Raw genomic sequence first — 18311 nt, 5'->3', positions numbered from 1 at the left:
TTTGAAAAACAATATGTCGCTTAATGCGGTGTCCAGTCTTACTGGAGCAGATCAATATAAAGTAGCCACTTAACTTTCAACATATAGCAAACGACCAAGGCGCCAAGCGGCGCCTTTATCTACTTTAACTCACCAACTCTTTCCCTTAACTGTCAACAATTCTGCCAACCTAGAATTCGCTGTCTCTGCAATCTTCGCATAATCCTCAATAGAAAAATAACCTGGCTCACGTAGCAGTTCCGGAAGTCTTGAACGCTCAAATACCATTACATCATTACCAACTGGAACAGTGCCGATCACGCGGCCATTTTCTAACGTCATTAAAAGCTTGGTTGAAACATTGGTTGGCGTTGGAGCTGTGAGCTCGTTGGTTTCGTTGTTCCAGTATCGCCAAAGAACATCATCACATTCGTTTTGAGGTTGGAGTACTTTGTCGCGATTTCATTACGGATTCGATTAGGTTGAAGCGTTTGGAGCCAGCCAAAGAGTTTTCGAAGTGGGATGCAGATAACTGGGTTGTGCTTATCAATAGAGGGGGTTGCTATAATAGCAACATCCTAATATTTTTATTGCTAGCTAGTTTTCGTGATTGATAGCTCCAATCTAATCCATACCTTCGACTATTGGCTTCATAGGTATGTGAGCTTCGTTATCGTGCTTTGCCTTAAGTACATTATTGTCATTTCATGTTAATTCGTTACAATACCTTTGGAATAAATGAGGGTGCATCTGTATTTGTACCTGAATTTGTACCAAATCTTACATATATCCCCATCAAGTTATCTAACTTTTTGAATTAAATATATTAAATAATTTTCATGTGTTGCTTGGTGTGCAACACCACTGTAAAGGACAAATAATGCCAATTATTACTCTTCCTGACGGTAGTCAGCGTCAATTTGACAACCCTGTATCAACTCTAGATGTTGCCCTATCAATCGGTCCTGGTCTTGCGAAAGCAACCATTGCTGGTCGTGTAGATGGCGAGCGTGTTGATGCTTGTGATCTTATCGAAAACGATGCAAGCCTAGAAATCATCACAGCTAAAGATGAAGTTGATGGCCTTGAGATCGTTCGTCACTCTTGTGCTCACCTTTTAGGTCACGCGATTAAGCAGCTTTTTCCAGAAGCGAAAATGGCGATCGGTCCTACTATTGATAACGGTTTCTACTACGATATCGACCTTGAGCACTCTCTAACGCAAGAAGATCTAGAAAAGATTGAAAAGCGTATGAAAGAGCTAGCGAAGACCAAGTATCAGGTTGTTAAGAAGAAAGTTAGCTGGCAGGAAGCGCGTGACGCATTCGAAGCTCGCGGCGAGACTTACAAAATCGAAATCTTGGATGAGAACGTTTCTAAAGACGATCGTCCAGGCCTGTACCATCATGAAGAATACATCGATATGTGTCGTGGTCCCCACGTTCCACATATGGGCTTCTGCCAACACTTCACACTACTTAACGTAGCAGGTGCTTACTGGCGTGGTAACAGTGACAACAAGATGCTTCAACGTATCTACGGCACTGCATTCCATGACAAGAAAGCGCTTAAGGCTCACCTAGTGCGCCTAGAAGAAGCGGCTAAGCGTGATCACCGTAAAATCGGTAAGCACTTAGATCTATTCCACATGCAGCAAGAAGCACCAGGCATGGTGTTCTGGCATCACAACGGTTGGACTATCTTCCGTGAGCTAGAAGTATTTATTCGTCAGAAGCTGACTGAGTACGATTACCAGGAAGTAAAAGGCCCATTAATGATGGACCGTGTTCTTTGGGAACGTTCTGGTCACTGGGATAAGTACGCTGAAGCGATGTTCACGACTTCTTCAGAGAACCGTGAATACGCGATCAAGCCAATGAACTGTCCTGGTCACGTTCAAATCTTTAATCAAGGTTTGAAATCTTACCGTGATCTACCGCTACGTATGGCTGAGTTTGGCTCATGTCACCGTAACGAGCCGTCTGGCGCACTTCACGGCATTATGCGTGTTCGTGGCTTCACTCAAGATGATGCTCACGTATTCTGTACTGAAGACCAAGTTCAACAAGAAGTTAAAGCTTGTATTGAAATGGTTTACGATACTTACACAACTTTCGGTTTCGAAAACATCGTTGTTAAGCTATCTACTCGTCCAGAACAGCGTGTAGGTTCAGACGAAATGTGGGACCGTGCAGAGGCCGATCTTAAGCAAGCGCTTGAGGCGATGGAGATTGCATACGAGATTCAAGAAGGCGAGGGCGCGTTCTACGGACCTAAGATTGAATTTACTTTGCATGATTGTTTGGACCGTGCATGGCAATGTGGTACAGTGCAGCTCGATTTTGCATTACCAGAACGTTTAGGTGCAACTTACGTAGGTGAAGATAACGAGCGTCACACGCCAGTTATGATTCACCGCGCGATTTTAGGTTCACTAGAACGCTTCATCGGTATTCTTATTGAAGAATACGCTGGCTTCTTCCCAACGTGGTTGGCGCCAGAACAAGCAATTGTTATGGGCATTACAGACAAACAGTCTGAATATGTACAAGAAATTGCGAAAAAACTGCAAAAAAGTGGATTTAGAGTCAAAGCAGACTTGAGAAATGAGAAGATTGGCTTTAAAATCCGCGAACATACTTTGAAACGTGTACCGTTCATGCTTGTGTGTGGTGACCAAGAAATGGAAGCCGGCGAAATTGCAGTACGTACACGTAAAGGTAAGGACCTTGGCAAATTTAAAGTGGATGACTTTATTTCATACATCCAAGCCGAGGTTTCAAGCCGTAAGCTCAATCTGGAGGAATAGCTATTAAAGGCGGAAGACGTGGCCAACAACCGGCCAAACAAAACCAGCACCGTTTAAACGGTGACATTCGTGGCGTTCGTGAAGTGCGTCTAACTGGCGCAGACGGCGAAGCTGTTGGTGTAGTAACAATCGCTGAAGCGATGGAAGCTGCAAATGAAGCTGGTATGGATCTTGTAGAGATCAGCCCTAACGCCGAGCCGCCAGTTTGTCGTGTGATGGACTACGGTAAGTTCCTCTTCGAGAAGAGCAAAGCTGCGAAAGAGCAGAAGAAAAAGCAAAAGCAGGTTCAGATCAAGGAAATTAAATTCCGACCTGGAACTGATATTGGAGACTATCAGGTAAAACTACGCAACCTGACTGGTTTCCTTGAAGACGGCAACAAAGTGAAGGTAACAATTCGCTTCCGTGGCCGCGAAATGGCTCACCAAGAAATCGGTGTTGACGTTCTTAATCGTTTGAAAGTAGATACTGAAGAATTTGCAGTTGTCGAATCTTTCCCAACGAGAATTGAAGGTCGCCAGATGATCATGGTGTTGGCCCCTAAAAAGAAGTAATTAACGGCTTTGCAAGTAATTAAACCCTGCAGCCTCAGGTTGCGGGGTTTTATTCGCCCTAATTACTATGTTATTAACAACTCAACAATGCGGAGTTATTCATCATGCCTAAGATGAAAACCAACAAAGGTGCTGCTAAGCGTTTCCAGAAAACTGCTGGTGGTATTAAGTTTAAGCACGCTGGTAAACGTCACATCCTGACTAAGCGTACTACTAAGAACAAGCGTCAGCTACGTCCGAACTCGATCCTTCCTAAATGTGAAGTTGCTCAAGTTCTACGTATGATGCCATACGCTTAATTCTTTTTAGTTTATAAATTCGTTTAGTTTAGGAGAAGCATAATGCCTCGCGTAAAACGTGGTGTACAAGCTCGTGCACGTCATAAGAAAGTTCTAAAACAAGCTAAAGGTTACTACGGAGCACGTTCACGTGTTTACCGCGTAGCTTTCCAAGCAGTTACCAAAGCTGGTCAATACGCTTACCGTGACCGTCGCAACAAGAAACGTCAATTCCGTCAACTTTGGATTGCACGTATCAACGCGGCATCTCGTCAAAATGGTCTATCTTACAGCCGTTTCATCAATGGCCTTAAGAAAGCATCTATCGAGATCGACCGTAAGATTCTTGCTGACATCGCAGTATTCGACAAAGCAGCATTTGCTGTTCTAGTTGAAAAAGCGAAAGCATCTCTATAATTTAGAGTTAGCTTAAAGGTTTAATAAAAGGAGAACTTCGGTTCTCCTTTTTTATTGCCTGCTATTTGGCTTTGCCGCATTCTCTCGCATCTAATTTTTATTCGCTTGAACAAGCATTCTGGTATATAAACATCTACCTAACCTCTAATGTTAAGCGACCGAGATAAATGACCTCACCTACTACTATGACGTTCTTTGAACGTTTTGAAGCCGATATCCTTTCAGGCAAAAAGACCATTACGATTCGTGATGAATCTGAGCGCGATTACCAGCCGGGCAGTGTTGTAGAAGTATCAACGCTAGAGCAGGGACGTGTATTCTGTAATCTTAAGATCATTAGCGTAGAACCAATCTTGTTTGATGACTTAGGTGAATTCCATGCTCAGCAAGAGAACATGACGCTAGATGTCCTCAAGGATGTGATTCAAGATATCTACCCAGGGATCTCTGAACTGTATGTTGTCTCTTATGAGTTGGTAGCTTAAGCCTGATTGGATTAGATTGACTAGCTAGGGATGGCGATTAATGAGTAATAACCAGCAGACACTGCTTCAGCTTTACTGTCGTGAACAGCAAGCGCAAACGTTACTGTCTAAGAATGACCTTGATAGCGAACTGAGCGAGAGTGCCGATTATTTAAAGTGGTGCGAGAGCAAAAGAAACTTTGTTGAAGAAGATGTCTTAGGGCGGACTTGGGTAAAAAGTTGCCCAGCAGGGTACATTACCGAGGTTCACTTTCATTCTGATGGTAGTCTAACGGAATATCGTTTGTTCGATCGATTTGAAACAACAGGGCAGTGGCAACTAAAAGATGGGTTGTTACACGTCGAGATTTTGAAGGGCGAGAATCGCTACCAGTTTACTGTTGTGGCTCGTGCTGATCTCAATATTCACTCTGCGGTGGAATATAAAAATGGTGAGCTGCATTCGTATCTGAAATTGGTGCAGGCTGAGCGTTAATCCCTTTTAGCCGACCTTGCTTGTCCATTAGAATAAGTGATATTCCAAGAATAAAAAAGCCAACAGTGATGTTGGCTTTGTTGTTTTCAATTCGACCGATTACTTCCAATCAACACGCCATTAAGCTTCGAAGTTCGCCAGTTGAGTATAAAGCTCGCTGTCTTGATCTTGCTTTGCACAAACCGTCAGTAGGTCTTCAATAAAGTACTTCAATGCACGCGCTTCAATTCGACGAATGCCTTGTTGCTGCTCTTCAGTCAGATAACCGTAGATAGTTGCTGCTCCGAAGTCACCAAAGATCATCTGACCTTGCTCGTTAACCAAAGTGTTGTGTGCGTATAGATCACCATGACAAACTTTGTTGGCATGAAGGTGTTCAAACACATCAATCATCTGCTCTGTAATACTATTGATCTTAGCAATTGAAAGCTCGAAGCCTTCGTTGAAGGTATCGCGAGTGCAGCTTTCAAGAGTAGGGGGCAAACCTAGGTTGTAGTAGTTGCTCGGGATAAGCTCCATCACCAATGCTAGGTAGTTCTCTTCATCAACTTGTGCGATAGACTTCACTAGGTTGCTATGTTGGCCTGCTTGAAGACATGCTTCAAGTTCATCATGTGGGTAACCGTCACTGGTCACTTCGCCTTTGAATACTTTAACCGCCACTTCTTGTGGGAAATCAAAGTCACCGTTTAACCAGTTAGCATGAGAAATTACACCAGACGCACCTTGGCCCAGCACTTGATTGAGTGAGTAGCATTGCGAGCTTACGGCAGGCACGCTATCTAAGCTACTTGGATGTTTGCAAAATGGGTTACCCGCAAACGCTAACCAAGCCAGTTTTGGTAGCTTGATAAGGAACTCTGGGAATTCAGTCAGTTGGTTTGCAGACAGACGAACCAGTTCAAGGTTTGATAGGTTTTCCATGCTTTCTGGCAAAACGCGAATCTTGTTGCCTGCTAATGCCAGTTTCTGTAGTCGTGGTCTTTCACCTAGCGAGCTAGGCAGAACCTCGATCTCATTGTCGGTCAGGATTAACCAACGTAGTTGAATAGGTAGAGACTGCTCGCTAACGGTTTTAATTTGATTAGATTTGAAGCCAACCATTTCGAGCTTAGGAAGAGTACCTAGAACATCAGGAAGGTGCGTGAACAGGTTATTCGACGCGAAGATGATACGCAGGTTAGTCAGCTGTGATAGCTCGTCTGGTAAGCTTGATAGTTGGTTTCCATAAAGGTCTAGAACCTCTAGAGAATCGGCAAGCTCTAAGATCTCTAATGGAAATTCAGTGAGCTCTGCTGACAGTTTTAAGTGCTTAATCCCTTTAAGTTGCCCTGATTTAAGTTGTTCTAGAGTATGCAAACCTTAGCCTTATGAATAGATGTTCGAGGCGTGTAGTTTACTTGTCTCAATCGAGAAAGGCGAGCACCGGAACGATGCTCGCTTAACTAAGCTAAGTGAACGAATTTACGAAGGTTAAAGTCGTATATGATTTTGGCTGACGCCGACCTCCTCAACAAAGTCGCTGTCATGACTCACCAAGATAAATGCGCCTTGGTATTCACGCAAAGCGGATGCCAATATTTGTTTTGAGTCGATGTCTAGATGGTTGTCCGGTTCATCGAGTAATAAAAGCGGGGTGTCTTGCTTATGGCTAACGATCAACATCGCCAGTTTCATTTTTTCACCACCACTTAAATGAGCCACTTTTCGGTATACAGAGTCTCGTCTGAACCCAATCCCTGCCAACAAGGTTCGAGCGTCACTTTCTGTTAACCCAAAGCTGTGTGTCATCAAACTATCGAACATGGTGTCGTTGGTGTCTAACAGGCCAAAGTGTTGATCCAAGTATACGGTCGCTCCTAAGCGCTTAATGGATCCGATATAGTTCGAGTGCTGGCCATGAATGGCTTTTAACAGAGTCGATTTTCCGCACCCATTAGCCCCAGTTAGATAACATCGTTCCCCTTGTGATAGAGAGAAGCTAATAGGAGCACCAGAACCAAAACTCATGCGACACTCTTCAACGGTTAATAGTGAGTGTTTTTTAGAACGATTCGCTTGTTGTAGGTACAACGCTTGCGGCTTCAGTTGCTCTTGCTGTTCTTTAAGAGATTGAAGCTTATGTTGGTTTTGATCCTTTAAGTTCCTGTGGCTTGTTGCCGATGCTCCTTGGGTTCGTCCTGCTTTATCTTTCATTGCATCCAATAATATCTTGGGTTGGCTACCTGATTTTCGGAGTCGGTTACCTTGAGATTCACGTTGTTGTGCTTTTTCCTTGTTAGTCTGAGCTTGGCGCTCGAGTCGTTTCTTTTCCGATTGATGATGCGTTATCTGCTTGTCCAGTACTTCACTTTGACTCGACATTTGCGTGAAGTAATCATCGTAATTCCCTTTATAGAAACGCATGCCCAAACTGTTGAGGTGATAGATCCCTTCCATGTGTCTCAACAAGCTTCGATCGTGACTGACGACAAGTACTTTTCCTTCAAACAACTGGCACTGTTCTAGTAACCAATTGCGCCCGTCGCTATCCAAATGGTTTGTCGGTTCGTCGAGAATCAGTATGTCGTAGTGTGATACGAATAAGCGATGAAGCTGCAATAGGGATAGCTGCCCGCCGCTCAATGTATGGCACGGTGTGGTTAATCCACTGGTTATTTTCAATGTGGCTAAAAGTTGCTTTGTGTTCGCTTGTAAATCCCAATCCTCGCCAACGATATTGAAGTGCTGAAGTTCGCAGCTGCCTTGTTCTATGGCATGTAATGCGTCTAACTTTTCGGTGATCCCCAAGAAGTCAGCAATGCTGGTTGTACTATCCAATAGCTTTGAAGGCAACTGGGAGTAAAAGCCGATCGAGCCTTGTCTGGAAACACTGCCTGATGTGGGTTGTGTTTGCCCGACCAGTAACGAAAGCAGTAGTGACTTCCCAGCTCCATTTCTTCCAACTAGACCTGTAAGGCGCGTGTTCAGATTAAAGGTGATGTCTTTGAATAACCACTCACCAGTATCGAGTTGGAATGAGAGATTGTTGGCTAATATAGTAGGCATAAAAATACCTCCCTTTACGTGTAAACGAGTAAAAGGGGTGAGGCGCTTTTCTACATAGACACCAACATGGGAGTCTAAGAATAGATCGCCAAGACGTTACTTAGGTAGATGACCAATCAAAGATAGAAAGCTGCGCTGAGATAATTTCTGTCTTTGAGGTACAGTTCTGCAAGATACATGTTGTCAAAAGACGGATCTTTAAGAACTTGATTTGTCGCGAAAATAGATGACGAAGTAACGCCCACTAACCCCGAGTGTCCAAATGATTTTTATAAAAATAAATCGGATGTCAGGATGTTAGTACTTCATTATGGCGTTATGCTCTTTTGAAATGATGGTGGGATGTTACTGAAAGAGACTGCTTAAAGTCAATATGGTGATGTGATTAAAATGTATCCAAATAATTAAAGCGCCTCATGCCTATATATAGATATAACCATGAGGAGCTTTAGAGTGTTCTTTTAAAGCAAGAGCTTCAAAGAATTTGAAAATTACAGGTTTCGTCCGCCGACAGCTCGCCAGCACATGTCAAAGCTATCGCTGATGTACTTGGCTGACTGCTCTGGTGGTAACTCATTCTGCTCAATCAACCAGTTTGCACAAATCAAAAAGTGGCTGTGGATGAAGTGCCTAACAAGGTTGATGTCTAACACCATCAGCTCACCAGTTTCTTGTCCTTTCAAAATGATCTCGTCTAACGATGCGAACATCTTTGAAACAATCACTTCTCGAGTTTGAGTCGTCGGGTCGAAATGAACATTGGTGAAAAACTTCATCGCAACTGGATTTTTTAAAGCCCATTCAAGCCCTGTAATCCACATGAACTTAAAGGCTTGGTAGCGATCTTGTTCAGCGATTTCTGTGTGCTGGTCAAGGGTAGAAAATAGCTCTATTTTCAGTTCACGAAACAGTTCATCAATCAGTAGAGACTTGTTCTCAAAGTGATGAAACAGTGTCGCTTTTGCGACGCCTGCTGTTTTCGCTATTTGTCCTGTAGATGTGCCCTCTAGCCCTTGCTGAGAAAAAAGCAGGAGTGCAGCATCTAGGATTTTTTGTCTTTTAGTGATCATCTATTGAGTACTTTGAACAGAATCTTTTTAATTGGGTTGTTGTAAGGAGGGTGCATTAACTTGGTGAAGTTAATTTTACCTCTACTTAGAACGGTTTTAGCATGACTAAAGGTCTTAAAGCCTTCAATGCCATGGTAGTGTCCCATGCCTGAAGGGCCTATACCACCGAACGGCGCGTCTTCTGCAGCCACATGCACCAAAGAATCATTAATACACACGCCGCCAGAGTGCGTGCTCGATAAGATTAGATCTTGAGTCTGCTTATCATGACTCATCAGGTACAAAGCAAGCGGACGTTCTCTTGCTGTGATGTAGCTGATCGCTTCTTCAATAGAGTCATAAGGCACGATAGGCAGAATAGGGCCAAACAACTCTTCTTGCATCGCGACCATGTCGTCGTTCACTTCGGTTAGAAGGTGTGGCGTCATTCTGTGGTTCACATCGTCTTGTGATTGCTCGGTGACAGTGTGAATAACCGCACCTTTAGACTGAGCATCTGCAATCACACCCTTCAAACGATTGTATTGGCGCATATCGATCACTGAGGTTAAGTCTTTGCTTTCAATACCGGCTTTATACAGCTTTTTGAAGTACTGCTTATAAGCTGTGATGAACGCGTCGGCTTTTTCTCGTGGCAATAAGATGTAATCGGGTGCCACGCAAATCTGGCCAGCGTTTAAGCTTTTTGCAAACAGGATGCGTTCAACGGCGTCAGCCACATCAAAGTCAGGGGCAATAATCGTTGGAGACTTACCGCCCAATTCCAAAGTTACTGGCGTTAAGTTGTTGGCAGCTGCTCTCATTACGTGCTTACCCACAGAGGTTGACCCTGTGAATAGAATATGATCAAACGGGAGTTGGCTAAATTTCGCGGAAACGTCAGCTTCACCTTCTATAATCGCAACCTGATCTTCGTTAAAACCCTCAGCCAACATCGCTTTTAAAACTCGGTTGGTCGCTGGAGTGAACTCAGACATCTTGAGCATTGCAGTATTACCTGCCGCCAACGCAGTGATGAGGGGCCCTAAAGAGAGCATCACCGGGAAGTTCCAAGGAACAATGATACCGACAACACCCACTGGCTGATAATGAACGGTGATCTTCGCGGGTGTCAGCATTAAGCCTGCTTTTCTGCGAGATGGCTTCAACCATTTCTTAAGGTTCTTCAGGCTGTAATTGATCTGGTGAAGAGAAGGGGTGATATCAGCAATCAAGCTGTCGTGTTTTGCTCGATGGCCATAATCTTCAGACACCGCATCAATCAATTGCCCTTGGTAGCGCATTAGCAACGCTTTTAATTCCGAGAGGTTTTTTCTTCTCTGCTCAAGCGTTGGATTAACATTACTGCGGTAGTGATTTTTTTGTCGGTTGAATGTTTGATCCATGTCGTTGATGTTCGACGTGGTTGGTTCAAGGTCTAGATTATGGCTCATAGTATCCCCTAAATTCTAAGGCTGACCGATTGGTCGGTCAGTTGAGTTTACAAGAAGATCGAATCGAATACAAGATATGCACGAGAAAAGTTCAATAATTGAGCGGCTACAACATTGAAGTGAGCGAGTTTTAGTTGGAAGAACGAAGTGTTTATAGGTATCGAATTACGGGATACAAGTTGTGTTTGTGATAGCGAGAGTTCAGATTGGGAAGTGCGCATATTTGTCACAACCCTGACTTAACTTGACCAGGTTAGCTAAGAATTTTATGTGTCTTTGGTATTTTATTCACCTGATTCTTTGTTAGAAAGTGCTTTAAATCTAATGCACTTCAGCCTGTTTTTTGGCCTAAAACCTTGTAATACCTTACCTGTCACTTTAAGTCGGGTCGACGATAAAAAAACGTAATCGTAACCACAAATATCAATGGTTGGACTCACTCTTAATAATATCGGTTAATGCAGCCAACAAATCGTTTTCGAACGTTTTTTGTTGGGTTCTACCTCGCTATTCCAATGAGGTATCTTCTGTCGATGGCCCTATAGTGTGAGGTCTCTAGAATTGGAAAATTCGGTTAATTTGGAACGCATCCGTGCTGAGTATAATGTAAAGCACTGGAGCCAAGGTTTTTATGGAATTGATGATAATGGTGAGGTGTATGTATCACCGAGCGAAACCGATCATCAAGTTCCGCTAAGTCAGATCGTAAAACAGTTAGAGCAGAGAAATATTGGTTTGCCTGCTCTTGTGCGTTTTCCTCAAATAGTGCATCAACGTGTGCACAATATCTGTAACGCATTCAACCAAGCGATCGACGAATATCAGTACGATAACCGTTACCTACTTGTTTACCCGATTAAAGTTAACCAACAGAAAGAAGTGGTTGACGAGATCTTAGCGAGCCAAGCTCAATTAGAGCAGAAGCAGCTTGGTTTAGAGGCGGGCAGCAAGCCTGAACTATTAGCGGTATTGGCACTGGCTCAAAAAGCGAGCTCTGTGATCGTGTGTAACGGTTACAAAGACAGAGAATACATCCGTCTTGCGCTTATTGGCGAAAAGCTAGGCCACAAAGTATTTATCGTTCTAGAGAAGTTGTCAGAGCTTGATCTTGTCCTTTCTGAAGCAAAAGCGCTTGGCGTGAAACCTCGTTTAGGTCTACGCATTCGTCTTGCATCTCAAGGTGTAGGTAAATGGCAAGCAAGTGGTGGTGAGAAGTCGAAATTCGGTTTGTCTGCATCACAAGTATTGACCGTTATTGAACGCTTGAAAGCAGAAGATCAACTGGATGTTCTAGAGCTAGTACACTTCCACCTTGGCTCGCAAATGGCGAATATTCGTGATGTACGAAATGGTGTGAGCGAAGCGGCTCGTTTCTACTGTGAACTGCGCGATATCGGTGCTCAATTGAAGTACTTAGATGTTGGTGGTGGTTTGGCGGTTGATTACGACGGCACACGTAGCCAGTCTTCAAACTCAATGAACTACGGCTTGCTTGAGTACGCTCGCAACATCGTAATGACAGTAGGGGATATTTGTAAGCTCTACAATCAGCCGCAACCTGTGATCATTTCTGAATCTGGTCGTTCGTTGACTGCGCATCACGCTGTGCTTGTTACTAACGTGATCGGTACAGAAAGCTATTCTCCGGAAGATATGGCGGCTCCAGAAGCTGACGCACCAATGTTGCTAAACAACATGTGGAAGAATTTCTTAGAGCTAGATGCGGGTAATGATGACCGCGCGCTGATTGAGATCTACAACGACACGCAGAGTGATATCGCAGAAGCGCACAATCAATTTGCCACAGGCATGCTGAATCTTCAGCACCGTGCTTGGGCAGAGCAGATGTCTTTGCGTATTAACTATGAACTTAGTTCTCGTATGAGCACTAAGAACCGTTATCACCGTCCAATTTTGGACGAGTTGAGCGAGCGTTTAGCCGACAAGTTCTTCGTGAACTTCTCGCTGTTCCAATCGTTGCCAGATGCTTGGGGTATCGATCAGGTGTTCCCTGTATTGCCTCTAAGTGGTTTGGATAATGCGGACGAGCGACGCGCTGTAGTACTGGATATTACTTGTGATTCTGACGGTACGATTGACCAGTATGTTGATGGCCAAGGTATTGAAACGACTCTGCCAGTTCCTGCATGGAACCCAGATGAACCATACCTGATGGGCTTTTTCTTAGTAGGCGCATACCAAGAGATCTTGGGTGATATGCATAACCTATTTGGTGATACCCACAGTGTAGTGGTGAATGTTGATGAAAGTGGCCAAGCGAATATCGACTACATCAATGAAGGCGATACGGTTGAAGACATGATGCGTTATGTTCACATTGATACGGATCTGATTCGTCAGAACTACAAAGATTTGGTCACGGCGAAAGTACCAGCACAAGAGCAGCAAAGCGTACTTGAAGAGTTAGAGCAAGGCTTGATGGGTTACACCTATCTTGAGGATTTTTAATGAACGATCTATTTACCAAACCAGATTACTCGCTGTATTCCAATGCGATGACGTTTATGCGTCGTCCACTGGTGCAGAACCCAATCGATAACGACGCTGACGTGGTTGTGTTGGGCGCGCCGTTAGATATGGCGACATCAGGCCGCCCGGGTGCTCGCATGGGGCCTGATGCGATTCGTCGTGCGTCGGTAAACTTGGCGTGGGAAGGCAAAAAATTCCCTTGGGACTTCAATGTATTTGAACACACCTCGGTGATTGATGCTGGCGATCTTGTGTTTGATTGCGGTGATGCTGAAGACTTAACTCAGCGTTTAGAAGCAGCCGCTGATGCGATTCTAAACAGTGGTAAAACACTGTTAGGTTTAGGTGGCGATCACTTCATTACACTGCCTTTGCTAAGAGCATACGGCAAGAAGTACGGTGAGATGGCTCTGATTCATTTTGACGCGCACACTGATACTTACAGTCAGGGCAGTCGTTACGATCACGGCACCATGTTCTACCATGCGCCAAATGAGGGGCTAATCTCGCCTGAGCATTCTGTGCAAATAGGTATTCGTACAGAGTATAAGCAGGAAGGTCACGGCTTTAATGTTATTAATGCGATGCAAGCGAATGACATGAGCGTGGATGAGATCATTGCTCAAGTAAAAGGTATTGTTGGCGACAAACCTGTTTATGTAACGTTTGATATTGACTGTCTAGACCCTGCGTTTGCTCCGGGTACTGGGACACCAGTGTGTGGTGGTTTGAATTCAGATAAAGTGCTCAAAATCATCCGTGGCTTACAAGGTATTAACATGGTTGGTATGGATGTAGTAGAAGTGTCTCCAGCCTATGACCAAAGCGAAATTACCGCTCTAGCTGGTGCAACTATCGCACTTGAGCTGCTTTACGTTTGGACGGCAAATCGTTTAACAAAATAAAATAGTTAGCGAGCCATGTTGAACGTGACAATCTCGTTTTACAGATAAACACCATATTGCGGTACATGATCTTCTAAAAGCCGCCCGAGTTAAACTCGGGCGGCTTTTTTGTATCTATTGTTTTGTCCTAAAACGTATTCCTTTTGATATGTGTATATCCAATGATAAGTCATGACTATTGTTCCTCCATAGCACCTTAATATGTTGATGGGCATATATGAAATTGGCGAAATATACGCTTAATAAATGGTTTTTCATCCGCTTTGTGCTGAACATTGTCTCAAGTTTGGGACTACTCTCTGCTTTATTGCTATCACATCGTTTGCCTCAAGCAATGTCTTATATTCGCTCATGATTTATCTACTTTATTCCTGTATATCTTTATAGGATTAAAGAGATGTAACATCGCTGTGAGTTTATTTGCATATAAATCAATGCACTACTAACGTTTAATTTGTGTTTTAGAAATCCATAGAGAATAAGTGAATTTGTGAAAAGGAGTCTCTTAGCACAGACATGGCATTTTTTATGGGGAAGACTAGGCTTAACAGTAAGTAAACTATAAAAAAAACAGGTTAAATACTTATCTCTTTTCAACTCGAAGAGGCACAACAAAAGATTGGCCATTGATGAGGGGTAAGTATGAATTTGAGTAAAGCCTGTAATGATTAACAAAAATAATTTGTACAGCTCTAGATAAGAGTGCTTGTGATAACGGGGGATATATGGATATTGAGGTTTCGCGCCAAGCTGCGGTTGTTGAAGCAGTAAGTGGGGATGTGGTTGTAGTAACACCTGACGGCAACCCAAAAAAAGTTCTAGTTGGCGATATCATCCGTGAAAATGAGATAGTCATTACCGCAAATAATGCAGAACTTGTATTGGGTGCTCCAAATGGTGAGGTTCTGGTTGGCGATAATTGTGTTGGATGTATTGACCAAGAATTGTCTTGGGCAGATGCCCCAATCGCCGGAGAGGTCAACTTCGATTTAGAGCAATCTGACGACGGAGCCTTTACTGACGATGATATTGCGGCAATCCAAGAAGCTATTTTAGGCGGCGCCGATCCTACTGAAATTTTGGAAGCAACGGCTGCTGGTGAAGGGCTAGGCTCTGCAAATGCTGGCTTTGTTACGATTGAATACAATAATATTCAAACTCAGCCCTCGACATTCTTTGAGACATCAGGGCTTGCGAAAGAAGAGGTAGAGGAAACTCGAGAGGAATTTAGAACGATCACCCGTTCAGCTGGTGGTCAATCGATCAGCGGATCAGTCACTGAAGGTTCTATTTCTGGCAATACCTACCCCCAATCTATTACGACCACAGAAACGATTATTGCGGGCAGTTTAGCTCTAGACCCAGATTCTTTTGTCCCAGACACACTCTCCCTTGCTTCACTCCTAAGTGAGCTTAATAACGACATTACATCAAGCGGCCAAGTTGTCACGTTTACTTACGACTCGGTAACGAATTCCATTGTTGGTGTTCAAGGTACTGACGAAGTATTACGTATCGATATTGATGCTACTAGTGTTGGCAATAATATCGATATCTCATTAACCACCACGATTTCTCAATCTATTGATCATGTTCCGTCTATCGGTGGTGGGCAGGTCTCTTATACTGGCGATCAAATTAACTTTGCTTTTGATATTCAAGGTGAAGACTCCGCAGGAAACCCAATAGCATCACCAATTAATGCGCTGGTTACTTTATTTGACGGAGTGAATCCGTCTGCTGAAAGCGTGAATATCAATAATGTAGAAACGAGTAGTGCACCTATTGAAGGCACTTTTTCTAATATTGGAAGTGATAAACTTCAATCTGCTGTCTTTGCTGCAAGTGCGTTAGAAGAGTTTGATGGGCTGCTCAGTGATAACCAAAATACGGTTGCAAGACTGTCTGATGACGGAACAACGATCACTCTGTCTATTCAAGGGAGAGGTGAGGTTGTTCTCACAATCTCTCTCGATACCGATGGCACATATAATTTCCAACAGTTTAAACCAATAGAAGAAGTGAGCTCCGACACGCTTTCATTCTCTCTACCGATCACGGTTACCGATTTTGACCAGGATGTCGTAACGAATACGATTAAGGTTGATATCTCTGATGGTGATAGCCCGTTCATTATTAATGTTGATGGCATCGATGTTGATGAGTCAGGCATTGTTGGCGGCTCACAAGAAGGAACAACCCCAGTAGGCGGTATTGGCAGTATCACAGCAAGTGTTTTTGAAAGTGACATTATTGACCATTACGAACTTGAACCGACTGAATTTAATACAGCGGGAGCCTTGGTTTCCAATGGTGCTGCCGTTCAATTAGAGTTAGTTAGTCAAACCAATGGTGTGAGAACGTATGAAGGTTATGTTGAGGTCAATGGATCTCGAATTACGGTCTTTGACGTTAAAGTCGATAGTCCATCATTGGGGAATTATGAATTTACTCTGTACGAATCGCTTTCACATCAAGGTTCTGAAGGTGAGTTGCTAACCTTTGTATTGCCCATTTACGCGGTTGACGCGGATGGCGACCGCTCTGCACTATCTGGTGGGTCAAATACACCAGAAGCTGCTGAGATCTTAATCAGTGTAAAAGATGATGTGGTCGAACTCATCGATAATGTCGTTTCCGTCGATGAACCGACTTTGGCGGGTGATACTGTTGTTTCTTATAATCTATTCAACTTTGAGGGTGCGGATGGTTCGACAATCCAATCATTGTCTTACGATGGGGTCGAATACAAGTTAGACCAAAATCTACTCCCAGATGCGGCACAAACTTTCCCATTTACAGAAGGGGTTGCAACGATTTCACTCAATGGTGATTTTAGTTTTGAAGTCGCTCGTGATATCAACCACTCAAGCAGCGAAACCATAGTAAAACAATTTGCCTTTTTAGCTGAAGATGCTGATGGCGACGAGAGCTTCTCAACGCTTGATCTTAGTATTACTGATGGCCAAGATCCGGTAATTAACCTAGTTCCACCAGTGACATTATCTGAAACGAATCTTGGTGATGGATCTTCGCCAAGCGGAAATGCGGTTAGCGCCACTGAAACGATTACGTTTACAGCCGGTAGTGATGATGTCGCGAGTTTTCGAATTGATCCAAACTTGTTCAATACTAATGATACGCTCAAATCGAATGGGCTTGTCGTTGAACTCAAGGAAGACCCCCAGAACTCAGGTACTTACATAGGTTTTGTTAACGATGGGGTAAACCCTGATGTCCCAGTATTCACGATTAGCTTTTCTACAAGTACATTAGGGGAATACACCTTCACGCTGCTTGAAGCGTTAGATCATGAAGATGGCCTTGCAAATAACGACCTGAGCTTTGAACTGCCTGTTTATGCCGTGGACACTGATGGCGATAACTCGCAAATTTCCCCGCTTACAATGACCATCGGTGATGATGTGCAAATCATGAAAGATGGTGTGCTCAATATTGTTGAACCGACGGTTGCGGATTTGGCTGCTGGTAAGGTGACGACTGCCACCATTGATGTGATGCCTGATCAGAGTGCTGATGGCGCGACCATTACCCAGATCACGTATGATAATACCGTTTACACCTTGAATCAGGGCTTAACGGGAGAGCAGCTTATCACTGTGCCTGAGGGAAAACTGTTTGTTACCCTTGAAGGTGAAATACGCTTTGAACCCAATCGCGATTTAAACCACACAAGCAGCGAAGATATCGTTAAGACGATCGTGGTGACGTCAAGTGACTTTGATAAAGATCCGGTGACATCCACCGTTACTTTGACCATCACCGATGGTGATATTCCAATCATCAATACTATTCCAAGCGTCACGCTATCAGAATCCAATCTAGCCGATGGCTCGGCAGCAAGCACCGTGCCTGTGAGTCAAACTGAGATTATTCAGTTTACCAATCAAAGTGATGATGTAGTCAAGTTCCGTATCGACCCTGCTCAATTCAACACCAACGACGCGCTTAAATCGGGCGGGTTAGCCGTCGAGTTACGTGTCGATCCACAAAACAGCAACCAGTACATTGGCTTTGTGAAAGATGGATCCAACCCAGAAGTTCCCGTCTTTACTATTAGCTTTTCTACCAGCACGGTGGGTGAGTACACCTTTACTCTACTTGAAGCATTAGATCATGCTGATGGCCAAGCAAAGAACGATCTGAGCTTTGAGCTTCCTGTACTTGCGGTCGATCGTGATGGTGATGATTCATTGATGTCGCCATTGAAAGTGACGGTTAGCGATGATGTGCAAGGCATGCAAAACCAAACGTTAACCATTACTGAGCCAACGGTGGCTGATTTGGCTGCAGGTGTTGTTACGACAGGCACTGTCGATGTGATGCCAGTGCAAAGTGCAGATGGTG

The 18311-nt window shown here is 43.8% G+C and carries 13 protein-coding genes; 9 read left to right on the top strand and 4 right to left on the bottom strand.

The window, feature by feature from the left end; translation table 11 throughout:
* Nucleotides 1-859: 859 nt before the first annotated feature.
* The 6 genes from thrS to ACED59_RS22400 all read left to right on the top strand — a co-directional run bounded on the left by thrS (nucleotide 860) and on the right by ACED59_RS22400 (nucleotide 4997).
* A complete protein-coding gene (gene thrS, locus ACED59_RS22425) occupies nucleotides 860-2788 on the top strand; it encodes a threonine--tRNA ligase (RefSeq protein WP_029223062.1) in 1929 nt (642 codons plus the stop codon).
* Between the two features lie 2 nt (nucleotides 2789-2790).
* On the top strand, nucleotides 2791-3342 hold the full coding sequence (gene infC / locus ACED59_RS22420) for a translation initiation factor IF-3 (protein WP_077680304.1): 552 nt from the start codon (nucleotides 2791-2793) through the stop codon (nucleotides 3340-3342).
* 104 nt (nucleotides 3343-3446) lie between these two features.
* Nucleotides 3447-3641: a 50S ribosomal protein L35 gene (rpmI, locus tag ACED59_RS22415; RefSeq protein WP_004738430.1), complete on the top strand. Its 195-nt coding sequence runs from the start codon at nucleotides 3447-3449 to the stop codon at nucleotides 3639-3641.
* A 42-nt stretch (nucleotides 3642-3683) separates the two neighbouring features.
* Nucleotides 3684-4037, top strand: a complete 354-nt coding sequence (rplT, locus tag ACED59_RS22410) for a 50S ribosomal protein L20 (RefSeq protein WP_004733517.1) — start codon at nucleotides 3684-3686, stop codon at nucleotides 4035-4037.
* 167 nt (nucleotides 4038-4204) lie between these two features.
* On the top strand, nucleotides 4205-4522 hold the full coding sequence (yqfB, locus tag ACED59_RS22405) for a N(4)-acetylcytidine aminohydrolase (protein WP_017098230.1): 318 nt from the start codon (nucleotides 4205-4207) through the stop codon (nucleotides 4520-4522).
* Nucleotides 4523-4562: 40 nt separating this feature from the next.
* Entirely contained in the window at nucleotides 4563-4997 is a 435-nt protein-coding gene (locus tag ACED59_RS22400; RefSeq protein WP_017098229.1) for a hypothetical protein, read from the top strand.
* 120 nt (nucleotides 4998-5117) lie between these two features.
* On the opposite strand, the gene ACED59_RS22395 is transcribed toward ACED59_RS22400, so the two are convergent.
* The 4 genes from ACED59_RS22395 to ACED59_RS22380 form a co-directional block, all read right to left on the bottom strand.
* Nucleotides 5118-6356, bottom strand: a complete 1239-nt coding sequence (locus ACED59_RS22395; RefSeq protein WP_017098228.1) for a leucine-rich repeat-containing protein kinase family protein — start codon at nucleotides 6354-6356, stop codon at nucleotides 5118-5120.
* Between the two features lie 114 nt (nucleotides 6357-6470).
* A complete protein-coding gene (locus ACED59_RS22390) occupies nucleotides 6471-8045 on the bottom strand; it encodes an ABC-F family ATP-binding cassette domain-containing protein (RefSeq protein ID WP_017098227.1) in 1575 nt (524 codons plus the stop codon).
* Nucleotides 8046-8536: 491 nt separating this feature from the next.
* Nucleotides 8537-9115, bottom strand: a complete 579-nt coding sequence (locus tag ACED59_RS22385) for a TetR/AcrR family transcriptional regulator (protein WP_012603732.1) — start codon at nucleotides 9113-9115, stop codon at nucleotides 8537-8539.
* Entirely contained in the window at nucleotides 9112-10548 is a 1437-nt protein-coding gene (locus tag ACED59_RS22380; RefSeq protein WP_017098226.1) for a coniferyl aldehyde dehydrogenase, read from the bottom strand. Before ACED59_RS22380 ends, ACED59_RS22385 begins: the two co-directional genes overlap by 4 nt.
* 561 nt (nucleotides 10549-11109) lie before the next feature.
* Here ACED59_RS22380 and speA point away from each other — a divergent pair.
* From speA to ACED59_RS22365, 3 genes are all read left to right on the top strand, one after another.
* Nucleotides 11110-13017, top strand: coding sequence for an arginine decarboxylase (speA, locus tag ACED59_RS22375; RefSeq protein ID WP_032499900.1), 1908 nt, complete (start codon nucleotides 11110-11112; stop codon nucleotides 13015-13017).
* Nucleotides 13017-13943: an agmatinase gene (speB, locus tag ACED59_RS22370; RefSeq protein WP_012603735.1), complete on the top strand. Its 927-nt coding sequence runs from the start codon at nucleotides 13017-13019 to the stop codon at nucleotides 13941-13943. Before speA ends, speB begins: the two co-directional genes overlap by 1 nt.
* A gap of 725 nt (nucleotides 13944-14668) precedes the next feature.
* On the top strand, nucleotides 14669-18311 hold a 3643-nt coding region (locus tag ACED59_RS22365; RefSeq protein ID WP_371731381.1), incomplete at its 3' end, for a retention module-containing protein.

It is taken from the genome of Vibrio sp. FF266, from assembly GCF_041439695.1.
Lineage (GTDB): Bacteria > Pseudomonadota > Gammaproteobacteria > Enterobacterales > Vibrionaceae > Vibrio > Vibrio tasmaniensis_A.
This window is presented reverse-complemented; position numbering and strand designations above follow the sequence as displayed.

What these genes read in the sequence shown, in the direction of transcription:
- yqfB (WP_017098230.1), top strand. Translation starts at nt 4,205, where the DNA reads ATGACCTCACCTACTACTATGACGTTCTTTGAACGTTTTGAAGCCGAT.
- ACED59_RS22400 (WP_017098229.1), top strand. Translation starts at nt 4,563, where the DNA reads ATGAGTAATAACCAGCAGACACTGCTTCAGCTTTACTGTCGTGAACAG.
- ACED59_RS22390 (WP_017098227.1), bottom strand. Translation starts at nt 8,045, where the DNA reads ATGCCTACTATATTAGCCAACAATCTCTCATTCCAACTCGATACTGGT.
- rpmI (WP_004738430.1), top strand. Translation starts at nt 3,447, where the DNA reads ATGCCTAAGATGAAAACCAACAAAGGTGCTGCTAAGCGTTTCCAGAAA.
- speB (WP_012603735.1), top strand. Translation starts at nt 13,017, where the DNA reads ATGAACGATCTATTTACCAAACCAGATTACTCGCTGTATTCCAATGCG.
- ACED59_RS22380 (WP_017098226.1), bottom strand. Translation starts at nt 10,548, where the DNA reads ATGAGCCATAATCTAGACCTTGAACCAACCACGTCGAACATCAACGAC.
- ACED59_RS22385 (WP_012603732.1), bottom strand. Translation starts at nt 9,115, where the DNA reads ATGATCACTAAAAGACAAAAAATCCTAGATGCTGCACTCCTGCTTTTT.
- thrS (WP_029223062.1), top strand. Translation starts at nt 860, where the DNA reads ATGCCAATTATTACTCTTCCTGACGGTAGTCAGCGTCAATTTGACAAC.
- rplT (WP_004733517.1), top strand. Translation starts at nt 3,684, where the DNA reads ATGCCTCGCGTAAAACGTGGTGTACAAGCTCGTGCACGTCATAAGAAA.